Genomic DNA, 12,353 nt, shown 5'->3' with positions numbered 1-12,353 from the left:
GTCGTGTCCTGACTCGTGAAGGTGGGTCGTCGGATGGGCGCTGACCGCTTCGCTTCGAGTGTGTCGTCATTTCCGTTTCAATGCGACACCCTGTTCCCATCCGTAGCGCACGGCATCTCGATACTGACTCCACAATCCCATCGTGCTTTCAACCCAGGTTCGCCGTGCGTCCGGCTCTACGCTGTTCCAGTCCGCTCTCTCATAACGCGGGTCAAGGCCGAGCTCGAATCCATGTTGGTAGGCCGGACGATATTGGTGGTATTCATAATGCGATGCCAAAAAGTTCGCCTGGTAATGGTCCTTGAAACGCGATTCGTGCGCGACGAACCTGTCGAACGCTTCCTTTTCTTGCTCGGTCGCGCGGACGATGCGTTCCTGTTTGTGTTGATAAGACGGTCGTTCTTGCGCCTGTGCGTGCGATGCGGCAAGCCGCGCATGTCCGTAGCCGTCTTGCCCGGCCGGCATCGAGATCGCCGAGACGAATGGAATCACGAGAATCAACCGCGAAGCGGTCGCGCGTTTCATGATGACCTCCTGGCTCTCAGATGAGCGAATAAGGCTGCAATACTCAACCCTCCAAGCGCCAGCCAACCGCGATAGCGATTGGCCCAAGCCTGCGGGCTATAATCGGCGGATCGGTCGTCGAACCGTCCTCTCGCGCCGTAATCGCCCGGCACGGGGGCATACAGATTGTTCGGACGATGGGGATCGATCGATTCGTGTGTTTGCTGAGCGTCGTATCCCATGCCGGCCAAATAACGGTCCAAGAGTCCGGGGATGAACTTATCGCCGATGATCGCTTTCACCGCGGAGAGTCCGATCGTGAACTCGCGTCGCGGGTGGTGCGCGACCCAGTACACGGACCGGGCGATGACTTCCGGCTGAAATATCGGCGGCACAGGTTGGGAATGGCGTGGCATGCGGGTCTTCACCCACGAAAACTGTGGCGTGTTGACCGCGGGGAGGTGAACCGTCGCCACTTGTACGCGGCTTTCATCATGAATCAGTTCCGATCGCAGCGATTCAGTAAAGCCTTGAACGGCATGTTTCGCGGCGCAATAAGCCGATTGAAGCGGGATGGCTCGATAGGCCAAAGCCGATCCGATTTGAATGATGACGCCTCGGTCGCGCGGAAGCATGCGACGCAGCGCCACGAGGGTCCCATGGACATAGCCAAGGTAGGTGACGTCGGTCACGCGTTTGAATTCATCGGTTGTCATATCCTTCACGGGGGATAGCACCGAGACCATGGCATTGTTGATCCAGATATCGATCGGTCCAAGATCGGTTTCGATCTGCGCCGCGGCGCGTTCAACTTGATCCGGATCGGCGACGTCCGCCTGGACCAGACAGGCGGTCCCACCCATTTGCTCGACATCCTGTCGAGCGCCTTCCAGTCCATCACGGCCACGTGCCAATAATCCGACCGCATGCCCGTGCCTCCCAAACTCCACGGCAATGGCGCGACCGACCCCGGCCGACGCGCCGGTGACGACGACAACCTTCCGCGTCCGGCGTTTCTCCTCGTGCTGAGTACGATTCTCCATCTTGGTCTTTCCTCTGAGCCCGTTCATGTCTCTCTTCATGTCTCTCGCACCCACTGCTGCCATCGCGGTTGCACGAACTCCTCTATGGCAATTTTTATGCAGGCTGCCACTGGGATGGCAAAGATCAGTCCGAACAGGCCGGCGATGGCGCCGCCCAGAAAGACGACGACGAGGATCGTGACCGCGCTCATGTCCGTGGAGTGACTTTGCAACCAGGGAGTCAAGATCCAGTTTTCGATGAACTGTCCGATCAGGTAGGCCGCGCTTGGCCATAGGAGGATGGCCATCCATCCGGTTTCGGCCGGCTGGCCGGCGGTCACGGCATCGGCATACTTCAGCGCCACGGCCAACGGCCATCCGACGGCTGACAGGTAGGGCACGAGGGAGGCGATGCCGGTGGCCACTCCCAGCAGGAACCAATAGGGGACATCGGTCAATGCCCACCCTATTGCATAGACGACCCCGGTGATCATCGCGATGAGGAGTCGTTCGGAAAAGAAGCCACGCACGGCCGTATCCATGCGATGCAAGACATGCAGCAGATGCGGTCGATGCGTGATAGGAATCAGGCGAACGACGGTTCGACTCATGCCGTCAAAATGCCACGAGAAGAAGAAAAAGTAGATCGGGATCAAGATCGCATACAGAGCGACATTGAACGTGACCCCCAGCAGCTGTCCCAGCAAGCCGAATGCGTGACCGGTCCCCGAGAGGAGGGGCTGGAGCGTCGCCAACGGATCATTCTGCACGCGGCCGATGAAATCACCGAAGTTGAACGACCAGCTGCTGAACAGGGACTCATACCGGTCTGAAATATTATGCGCATAGACCGGAATCTTCTGTATGAGCGTCTGGGCTTGCTCGATCAAGAGCGGCACGAGCCACAGTCCTATCCCGATGCCGGCGAGAGCCAACACGAACATCAGAACCCCGACGGTGACAGGGCGCGGAATCGACCAACGTGTGAACGCATGCCCGACAAACGGATCGACCAGATAGGCGAATAAGAGGGCGATAAACACCGGCAAGAAGACACTGCGTAATTCGTAGAGAAACCAGAGCAGCCCGGCCATGGCGACGAAAATCATCAGGTCGCGGACGGGGCGGATTTCCCATAAATGCCGGTCGATTCCGGGCTTGCTCGACCGAGCGTCCTGTGGTGGAGCAGAGGAAGCCGGCGTAGTCTCGGACGTCGGACGAAGTGGACTCATGCAATCACCGGGTCCCCGACCGTAGGACCATCACGTGACCGCACAGTACTTGGGATTGATGGATTCCGGCATCACACGTCTCCCGCGAACGCGATGGTGCTGAGCAAGGCATTTTCCGCCTGGCGCGAATCCAAGCGAGTGTGCTGCACGATGATCGGTGTATCTGATTCGATGAGACTGGCAAAATCAGTGTCGAGGGGAATCGGTTCCGGATCAGTGAGATCGTTGAAGCGGATATGCCTCGTCCGTCGTCCCGGCACCACGAGCTGATAGGGCCCCACCGGTTCACGGTCGGTGTAAAAGACCGTCATGCGGATATGGGCATCTCCATCTGAGGTGTTCAATAGGCACACTGTTTCGTGGCTGGTCATCTGTGGCGAGGGTCCATGGCTGCCGGCGGGGATATAGCCCTCGGCAATGGCCCATCGTTTGCGTCCGATACTTTCCATAGTCGCAATCACCTCACAGAAAGCCGTGCAAGCGAAGTGCCTAGTATAGGCATCGTGTCTTTTCTCCATAGGGCTCACTCTCTACGTCTTTCCTGCATCTCTGAACCATGCCTACTAGGAAGACTTGTCTCTGGATAGACATCTTGTCCGAGGAAACGGCTCATTAGATTGTGCTTCCGTACTCGTCCGTTCTGCCCTGACGGCTGTCAGTGAAGCGTTCAGCGAATAGGATTAAGAAGAGCGCGGCGTTATGTGAAAAGCAAGAAAATGGAACGTCAACCAAGCGGCCTGTGTTTTGCAGAGCCAGCGCCTATGTTTGCAGGGTGTTTGTGCCGACTTGTTTAGGGTTGGAGTCAAAATCAGGCGGGAGAGTAAATGAACGATAACAGAACATCAGCCTCTATCCGACCGATCCCAATTCCAGGAATGGGTCACGGGATCGCCATCATGATCCTTTTGGTGTCGGCCTGGGGGGGAACTCCGGTCCACGCCGAGGATCAACCAGAGATGTCGAATTCCAGGGAGGTGATCGGCAATTCAGTGAAAAGTATCGACGGGAAGAATCTCGGCAAGATCAAAGATCTGGTGATGAATTGGAGACGCGACGGGTATAGCAAATATGCCGTGTTGTCCGTCGGGGGATTTTTTGGTTTAGGCGAAGAATACTTTGCCGTGCCATGGGAAGCGTTGATGCCAAGCCATAAAAATGAACATTACGTGCTGGATATGATGGAAGAACATCTCAAAAACTCTCCAGGATTCGTCGTCTATCGCTTCTATGATCGATCGTCGGTCGCCGCCCCTCGTGCCGGTCGATCCTCCGGCGCTCAATCTGCCCACGCCCTGAAGAGGGACATGGGGTCCAATCTGAATGTCTCGGTCGCGAGATCGTTCCCCATGCAATATGCGGTGAAAGAGGAGTTCCACAGATGAACATCAGACGAACATCGTGACGCGACCAGAACATGTGGATCAGGGTCGTTCGTCCGTCAAGTGAGGTACGAAAGTCCATCCATCTAATGTGACTGGAGGTTTGTTATGAAGAGAAGTCAGCGAATGTCCTACATGATGATTGTGATGGGGATGTTAGCGATGCCGAATTGGGTCTCCGCCGAGGGGAGCCCGGGCGATGTTGATCCCGGACAAAAGATGAATCAACCGAAATCATCCGTGGAAAAACAAGCGACCGATATGACCGGGGGCCGACAAGGCGTGGTCGGACACTATGACGTCGTTCCCGTCCGTCGAGGGGAGTTGGTCGACGAAAAGGGGAAGCATCTCGATCAGATCGTCAAAAACAAGAAGGGCGAGACGTTAGGGACGATTGAAAAGTTATTGAAAGACACCAAGACGGGAAAGATCGAGTACGCGGTGCTTGAGCTCGAGGACACAAAATATCAGTTGCCGCTTCAATGGAGCCAATTTAAACACGAAGGGAGCAATCTGACGTTGAATGCCACGAAGAACGATCTGCGCCCCTCGAACAGTTCCATCCATTCCAAGGATATGTCGCCGGATGTTTCCCATTACATGGAGGAAATCAACAAGGTCCGTAGCCAGCCTAAGGCAAAGAGCGGAGATTCGACGGCAGGAGGCACGGATCGGCCGGCGGCCGCAGGTCCGATGGGTGAATCCGCGGTGGGCGGCCAAGGACCGAGCGGGACTCGCGCATTGCCCCCGGGTCCGGCCCCAGGTCATGAAGGCGACCAATCACAAACCGGAGGTCCAGGTGCCCCAGGCCTTCCGTTTAACTCTGTGGGTGGTTTTGGGTCGTCAGGCCCCCCGCCCGGTCCGGCTCCAGGCTATGAAGGCGGCCACCCGAGCAGCAAACGGTAACCCCTCTGCTGGCGCATAATGGGCATGCTCATTCTATTGCTGAATGAAAATAGATAGAAGGGAGATGTTCCATGAAAAGCAATGGCGCATTTTTGATCGGGTGCGCACTTCTTTCGGCGATCCTGAGCGGCTGTAGCCGGTATCAGGTCATCCCGGATCATTTGGCGAAACACGTCAATGCTCAATTGTCGTATGAGCAAGTCAAAAGTTCACCGGAAGGCTATCGGGGACAAATAGTCGTCTGGGGTGGAGAAGTGCTTCATGCCGCGCGCGATAGGGGAGAGACCACGGTCGAAGTGCTCGAGATACCGTTGGGCAAAGACCATTTTCCGCTGGAGGGACGAGCGTCGTCACGAGGGAGGTTCTTCGCGGTGGACAGTCGTGGTGAACTCATCGACCCGGCTATTTTCAAGGAAGGAGCCAGGATTACGGTCATCGGCGAGATTCTCGGCGTCCGGATGGAAACGACTCACAAGGCGGGGTATGACTACCCGGTGCTGGCCATCCGTGACATGACCATCTGGGACGAACGCACCAGATCGCACTACCCATTTGCCGGTTTTCATAATTATTATGGGTACGGCTATTACGGATACCGGCCTTATGTCGGGGGCGCTCGTGTGTCAGGAAGTCAATCCTAATGTACGGACCTCGGTGTATACGGCCGGATTCAAGCGCTGAAGGACTTACCGAGCCGAGTAGGTCGTACGAAACACATGTTTCGTACGCCTGTGACGGTTCGCGCTCGTCGCAATTCCTATCTCTCCAAGCCTACACGAGGAGTCATGTAGAGTCGGCGGATCAGGACCGGATTGCGGATATCATGCAGTTGCCGCCGGTGAAACATGCCCGGTGTTTCAGGCGATTCCCATGAGGTACGTTGCCGTAGCGACGGATTACGATAACACGCTGGCCGTGGATGGCCGGGTGGAACAAGAGACAATCGCCGCTCTTGAACGTCTCAATCAATCCGGACGGAAAATCATTCTGGTAACGGGCCGCCGATTGCCGGACATCCTGGATATCTTTCCGGAAATCGGACTGTGCGAGCGAGTCGTCGCGGACAATGGGGCCGCGCTTTATCGCCCCGCCACACGAGAACAGATCAGGTTGGCCACTCCGATTCCTCCGGGATTCGTCGATGAGCTTCGCCGCCGACAAGTTGCTGAGCTTTCGGTCGGGGAGTCGATCGTCGGCACGATTCGACCGCATGAGCTGACAGTGCTCGAGGTCATTCGAGATCTGGGTCTCGAATTACAAGTTATTTTCAATCGGGATGCCGTCATGGTCGTCCCGTCCGGGGTCAACAAAGCCACCGGCCTCGTGGCCGCATTGCAAGAGATGGGCTTATCTCCGCGCAACGTCGTGGCGATCGGAGACGCGGAAAACGACCATGCCTTGCTCAATCACTGTGAGTACGCGGTGGCGGTGGCGAACGCCGTGCCGACCCTCAAGGACATTGCCGATCGGGTCACCACCGGAGCGGCAGGAGTCGGCGTCGCCGAAATCATCGATGAACTGGTTGAACATGACCTCGCTGTGCCTCCGTTCAACACGAACCGCCGTAATATCCTCATCGGCATGCAAGAGAACGGCGAGGAAGTGTCAATTCCTGCCACGGGACTCAACCTCTTGCTGGCCGGTTCCTCCGGGAGTGGAAAATCCACCCTGGCTACCGGACTGCTCGAACGTGTCATCGAACAGGGGTATCAGTTCTGCGTGATCGATCCCGAGGGGGATTACGAGGGCTTTGCGGGAGCGGTCATGTTTGGGACTTCGCAACGGGGTCCGGGAATGGCGGAAATCCTCACTGCTTTGGACAGCCCGAACACGAATTTGATCGTCAATCTCGTAGGCTTATCGTTACAAGATCGTCCGGACTTTTTTCTGGCGCTGTTGCCGGCCCTTCAAGAGCGGCGGGCAAAATTCGGTCGACCCCATTGGATTCTCATCGACGAAACCCATCATTTGATGCCGCGCGATTGGCAACCGGTACAGGGTGTCTTGGCTCAAGATTGGACCGGCATCGTTTACGTCACCGTGCATCCGGACCAGATTGCAAAACCGGTCCTTCAACGGGTGGAGGCGATGGCGGCGTTGGGAGATGATCCGGGCGGCACGATCGCGCGATTGTGCGGGACGCTGGATGTGCCGGTACCTCAGATGGAACCGACGACGCTGAATCATGGTGAAGCGATCTTTTGGGATCGGCGGGCCCGCACGCCACCCTATCGGGTGCGCATCGCCCCCTGTGAAGCGGATCGTCGACGTCATCGGCGGAAATATGCCGAAGGGGAATTGCCGTCGGACCGGAGTTTCTTTTTCCGCGGTCCGGAGAATGTGTTGAATCTGCGGGCGCAGAACCTGATTTTGTTTATGCAAACGGCGGAGGGGGTCGATGAGGCCACCTGGTTGCATCACCTACGACAGGGGGATTACAGCAAGTGGATGGAAGAAGGCATTAAAGATCCCCACTTGGCTGCCGCGGTTCGGCTGATCGAGCAGCAGTCCTCCCTCAGTGCCGAGCGAAGCCGACAATTGGTGCGTTCCGCGATCGAAGAGCGGTACACCGTGTCCTCCACGGGCCCATAGGAGTTCGTACGCCTTGTCACGTTTTCATCGATCCGGCTCGTCGTCTAAACCCTCAACGAATCAATCCTTGCCAGCCGGCATACTGATCCTCGATCGGACCACATCGAACGTTGAGCGCAATGAGCGCGAGCCCGCTGACGATGCCGATCCACGTCCAACTCGGCGCGCCGCCGTCAAGGATCCAGGCAGCGAGGAGCAGCCATGCGCCGCACAGCATGTTCAACAGGCGCACCGGACGCGCGGGTTCGGCGAACGCCACCACCGAGAATGTCACGACCAGCGCCCCCACGATGTGAGTACTATCGGCAACGGCTCCGGCCAAGTGGAACGCTGTCGGCGCAGCCATCAACCAGACTCCGACCATTGTGCTCAGCCACAGGTTCCATGGGGCGGAGAACGCTTCAATGCTGTGCAGCATTTCTGAGAGCAGCGAGCGTGTTCGTATCTTTGGCTCATCCACCGCGCCGTGTTCCCCGTGCCAAAAGACGTGCCAGACACTGGCGCCCGTACGTCGCGCGCGAAGGAGAAACTGGCCGGTGGCTATCACCTCATCCAAAGCGGGAGACACCATCAGCAACATCACCACCGAGGCCACCAGACACAACGTGCACCAGTCGCCGATGCCGACCGGTTGGAGAATCACCAGGACGATGCTGGTCACACCGGGAGGGATGATGAAGACCCCGAACAGCACCACCATCCACGGCATGGTGCGCCAGCGTCGCACGCCTCCGATCAGCCCGGCCAGAGCGTCGAGCAGATATGAGAGCGCTCCCAATCCGGCATCGGACACCGGAAAGGCTTTCGAAACGTCCGAGGTGAGGACGCGTCTCGTGCCCTCGCCGAAAAAGGGGTCCCACGGATAGACGATGTGACCGAGTTGAAACGCCGCCAGATAACGAGCGAGAAAAAATCCGATCATCGCCAGGAAGACGATCGCCGATCGTTGCACCCAGCCGGAAGGGTTGTAACTCCAGCCCGGCGGAGCGCCCGAGCCGGGATCGTCGCGACCGAACTGCGGGACAATGACAGCGAACGCAATCACGAGCGCGCCGACGAGCAGATCGTTGTTGTAGACGGCGGCATTCGACGCCCAGAACACCAACGGCGCGCTCATCACCCAGAGGCCCAGTCCGCATACGGTCCAAGCCGCCCAGGCATGGCGAGCAGCGAGCGCGCTGAACAGCATAATCGCCGCGCCGCTCGCGAGATCGCTCCAGGTCAGCGCCGGGTCGATCGTGCCGAGCGCCGGCACCGTGCCGATGAGCCACAATCCGAGCAGCATGTTCGCCACATGCGGCCAGGACGGGCCGTCGGAAACGGTCTTCGATTTCAAATCGTTTTCCCGATACCAATCGACGGGGTCGGATTGAAGCGCGGCGAGCATTGTCGGCAATGTTTCGCGCAGCGAATGTCGCGGATTCCAACCGAGCAGCGCGCGGGCGCGGGAAATATCGAGGGCATAATGGTCGTCGGAGATGTCGATCATCCACGGCTTGATGAAGGGATCGGCGCCCGGCAGCAAGGTCCGGAGCCAGGCGCCAAGTTTCGCGATCGGCTTGGGAATGCGATAGGTGGTCCATTCATGACCGTGAAGCCCGCGGCTGATGGCTCGTTGGAGTTCGTCATAGCTGAGCGTGTCCGGCTCGCCGATGAGCAGGGTCGTGACCGGCGGAAGGTCCTTGCGATGCTCGACGGCGAGCACCAAGGCCTCAACCATGTCGTCCATATGCACGAAGGAGGCCCCATGCGTGAGGTCGCCCGAATACAGACGGCCGATGAGTCGCTGTTCATAGATGCGCTTGATTTGGTGTGAGATGGGAATCGAGTGGCAGTGATCATCATAGACACCGGCGATACGCAGGAGGACCACCGGCACATCCCCTCTCTCGCGCAGAATCAGTTGCTCGGTGGCGACCTTCGACTTGGGATACTCCCATTTCGGCTTGAGGGGCCACTCTTCGTTGATGCGTTCTCCCGGTTCGCACGGCGCGTGCACCAGCATGGTGCTGGAAAAGATGAATTGCTCCACCTCGAAATCGCGCAACCCGCGCAACAGCCGTTCGGTGCCGCGCACGGTGACTTGCTCATACAAGGGACTCGGCTCGCCGGAAAAACTATAGTAGGCGGCAAGATGGATCACCGAGGTAATTCGTGTATGTCCGAGCCCGCGCACTTTGTCCAACGCACTCTGCACGCTGTGATCCGAGCTCAGATCACAGTCGATGACGTGTTCGGTGTCCGGCGGCGGATGGGGCGGCCCTTCTCGATCGAACCCCATCTCGATAAAGCGTTCGCCGACGCGATCAATAAACGAGCTGCCGATGCGACCGCTGCTGCCGGTAATAATTAATGTGCCCAACCCCTGTTCAATCGTCGCTGTCTTGTTCATGCTTCCCATGCCTTCGTCCTCGACTATTCCCCCGAACCAGTCCGACCCGCTTTCGCAGGATCGTCGAAAAGTCCGAGGGCCGAAATGGTTTGTCCGCAGAGTCGCGGACAGGTCCGGATCAAGCAGGTACTGGATATGACTGTGCGCTCTGTTCTCAGCAGGGAATACTGGAGCAAACCCTAGACGTGTGAGTTCTCGCGGAAAACGTGACCGCGCCCGCCGATCAGGGCATGGTTTCTATCCGACAGGGTCCCGAAGTTTGCGGCGGCAAATCGATGTCAAATGAGCATGAGCACCGCCGAGAATCGTTCTTGGATGACCGTCGTGCGCCTTAGAGAGGCACAGAGCCGAGATATGAAAAGGCCGGCATCTGGGCCGGTTCTTGTCGCGCCCTCCTCCGGCAGGCACAACCAATCAACTCAATGAGATGGGGCAACTCGAAGGGTTTCTCAACGCACGCAAAAGTTCCTTCGAGCAGATCGCCGTGACCGTAGAACCGGTGGTCCCCGGACATGAAGATAATCGGCGTGTCCGGCCACTTGGCTCGACTCGTCTCGATAAATTGGAGGCCGTTGACTCGCGGCATGTGGTGATCGACCAAAACCACATCGTACCGTCGCTTTGTCATGGCATCGAGACCTTCGGCTCCGTCCGAGGCTGAGTAGGTATTATAGCCGGCGGTTGAAAGCGCCATGCTCGTGAGATAACGGAGGTCCTCCGCGTCATCGATGATCAGGATTCGCTTTCCGTAACCTTGCATCGCGCACCTCCTTCCGATGTGTTGTACGCGCATGTGCAATAACCGTTCTCGTCCAACATCTGACATGTGTCAGTGAGCGCATCAATTAGGATTAGTAGGATTAGGACGTATAGGCCGACTCTTCGAAGGATTGTTCTTCCAAAGGCGATCGTTCGTCTCCGGCTGGGACGGACAAAGTGTCCGGGCTTGGATAGCCTGTCCGAGGGCCGCCGACGAGACCATATTGACGCAGTTTTCTGAGCAAGGTTTTCCGATGGATGCCGAGTATGGATGAAGAACGACCCAAGTCACCATTGTGGTGCTTCAGCACACGAACAATATGTTCGCGCACCAGTTCTTCCACCGTCATCCATCCTCTTGCGTGGTCCGCCTCCCGCACCGTCGCAGTACGCACCGCCAGGGGAAGATCTTCCGGACAGAGAATGGGATGTGGGCTCAACGCCACCGCCCGCTCGATCGCGTGTTCCAATTCTCGGATGTTGCCGGGCCACCAGTATTGAGTAAGCACCGTCATGGCGTCGGTCGAAATTCCGGTCACCTGCGGGGCTTTTGCGGCGCCGTAGATTTGAACGAAGTGCTCCGCCAGAAGCGGCACATCCTCCATCCGCTCACGCAGCGGGGGAATGGCAATGGTCACCACATTCAACCGATAGTACAGATCTTCTCGAAATGTGCCCGCTTTCACGAGGGCGCTGAGATCCTTCTTGGACGCGGCGATGATCCTCACGTCCACATCCATGGGTGTCGTGCTGCCGACCCGGCGGATCTCCCGCTCCTGGATCACACGCAGTAACTTCCCTTGCAATGTTGCGGATAAGTCGGCCACCTCGTCCAAGAAACAGGTTCCCAGATGGGCTTTTTCGAGGAGTCCTTTTTTCACGCCCACCGCCCCGGTAAAGGCCCCCCGCTCATGGCCGAACAATTCCGATTCGAGCAGGGTTTCAGTCAACGCCCCGCCGTCCACGGCAACGAATGGTCCCGTCTTCCTGTTGCTGTTGGCATGAATGGCTCGAGCGAGGAGTTCCTTGCCTGTGCCGCTCTCCCCCTGCAAGAGCACGGTACTGTCTGTTCGCGAGACCCGAGCGATGGATTTATAGACCTGGACCATTGCCGGACTGCTGCCGATGAGACCATCGAATCGATCGTTCAGTTGGTTCTTGAGCTGCTGGTTGTGGGGAGGGACCTGCATATGTTCGAGGGCTCGATGGACCACCAAGCGCACATCATCCAACATGAACGGTTTGCTCAGGTAATCAAACGCTCCGGCCTGGATGCCGTCCACTGCGGTCTTCAAGGAACCATACGCTGTCATCAAGATCACCGGCATGTCGTGACGGCGGGAACGAAGTTCCGAGAGCAGGCTCAATCCGTCGAGCTCAGGCATATGAATGTCGGACATGATGAGATCGGGTCGGCATTGAGCCACCATGCCTAAGGCCGCCTTCGCGCTCTTGGTGGTTTCCACCTCGTAGCCTTCCTGCGAGAGGACCTCTCGAAGAAAGGATAAGGTGTCGCGATCATCGTCCACGACAAGGATGCGGGGATGTTGTGCCATATCCATAACTC

The 12,353-nt window shown here is 57.7% G+C and carries 11 protein-coding genes; 4 read left to right on the top strand and 7 right to left on the bottom strand.

Features of this window, described 5'->3' with window-relative positions; all coding sequences use genetic code 11:
* Window positions 1–66: 66 nt before the first annotated feature.
* From COMA2_RS18200 to COMA2_RS18185, 4 genes are all read right to left on the bottom strand, one after another.
* On the bottom strand, window positions 67–525 hold the full coding sequence (locus COMA2_RS18200; protein ID WP_090901832.1) for a hypothetical protein: 459 nt from the start codon (window positions 523–525) through the stop codon (window positions 67–69).
* Window positions 522–1,574, bottom strand: a complete 1,053-nt coding sequence (locus tag COMA2_RS18195) for an SDR family oxidoreductase (protein WP_217490818.1) — start codon at window positions 1,572–1,574, stop codon at window positions 522–524. Before COMA2_RS18195 ends, COMA2_RS18200 begins: the two co-directional genes overlap by 4 nt.
* A gap of 8 nt (window positions 1,575–1,582) precedes the next feature.
* On the bottom strand, window positions 1,583–2,758 hold the full coding sequence (locus COMA2_RS18190) for an AI-2E family transporter (protein WP_090901827.1): 1,176 nt from the start codon (window positions 2,756–2,758) through the stop codon (window positions 1,583–1,585).
* Between the two features lie 71 nt (window positions 2,759–2,829).
* On the bottom strand, window positions 2,830–3,207 hold the full coding sequence (locus COMA2_RS18185) for a sensory rhodopsin transducer (RefSeq protein WP_090901825.1): 378 nt from the start codon (window positions 3,205–3,207) through the stop codon (window positions 2,830–2,832).
* Between the two features lie 375 nt (window positions 3,208–3,582).
* Here COMA2_RS18185 and COMA2_RS18180 point away from each other — a divergent pair, with 375 nt between their 5' ends.
* The 4 genes from COMA2_RS18180 (at window position 3,583) to COMA2_RS18165 (ending at window position 7,635) form a co-directional block, all read left to right on the top strand.
* Window positions 3,583–4,140: a PRC-barrel domain-containing protein gene (locus COMA2_RS18180; protein WP_090901823.1), complete on the top strand. Its 558-nt coding sequence runs from the start codon at window positions 3,583–3,585 to the stop codon at window positions 4,138–4,140.
* 123 nt (window positions 4,141–4,263) lie between these two features.
* Window positions 4,264–5,043 carry a hypothetical protein gene (locus COMA2_RS18175; protein WP_090901821.1) on the top strand — a complete coding sequence of 260 codons (780 nt, stop codon included), beginning with the start codon at window positions 4,264–4,266 and terminating at the stop codon, window positions 5,041–5,043.
* Window positions 5,044–5,114: 71 nt separating this feature from the next.
* A complete protein-coding gene (locus COMA2_RS18170) occupies window positions 5,115–5,684 on the top strand; it encodes a Slp family lipoprotein (protein ID WP_090901820.1) in 570 nt (189 codons plus the stop codon).
* A gap of 229 nt (window positions 5,685–5,913) precedes the next feature.
* Complete coding sequence (locus COMA2_RS18165) at window positions 5,914–7,635, top strand: HAD family hydrolase (RefSeq protein ID WP_090902156.1); 1,722 nt, start codon at window positions 5,914–5,916, stop codon at window positions 7,633–7,635.
* Between the two features lie 52 nt (window positions 7,636–7,687).
* Here the strand turns inward: COMA2_RS18165 and COMA2_RS18160 are convergent, their stop codons facing one another.
* The 3 genes from COMA2_RS18160 to COMA2_RS18150 form a co-directional block, all read right to left on the bottom strand.
* On the bottom strand, window positions 7,688–10,027 hold the full coding sequence (locus COMA2_RS18160) for an NAD-dependent epimerase/dehydratase family protein (protein WP_090902154.1): 2,340 nt from the start codon (window positions 10,025–10,027) through the stop codon (window positions 7,688–7,690).
* Between the two features lie 331 nt (window positions 10,028–10,358).
* Window positions 10,359–10,787: a response regulator gene (locus COMA2_RS18155; RefSeq protein ID WP_175304712.1), complete on the bottom strand. Its 429-nt coding sequence runs from the start codon at window positions 10,785–10,787 to the stop codon at window positions 10,359–10,361.
* Window positions 10,788–10,887: 100 nt separating this feature from the next.
* Window positions 10,888–12,342 (bottom strand): sigma-54-dependent transcriptional regulator, encoded by a 1,455-nt coding sequence (locus COMA2_RS18150; RefSeq protein ID WP_090901817.1) that lies wholly within the window; start codon window positions 12,340–12,342, stop codon window positions 10,888–10,890.
* Window positions 12,343–12,353 lie beyond the last annotated feature (11 nt).

The sequence above is a fragment of the Candidatus Nitrospira nitrificans genome, from assembly GCF_001458775.1.
Classification (GTDB): domain Bacteria; phylum Nitrospirota; class Nitrospiria; order Nitrospirales; family Nitrospiraceae; genus Nitrospira_D; species Nitrospira_D nitrificans.
This window is presented reverse-complemented; position numbering and strand designations above follow the sequence as displayed.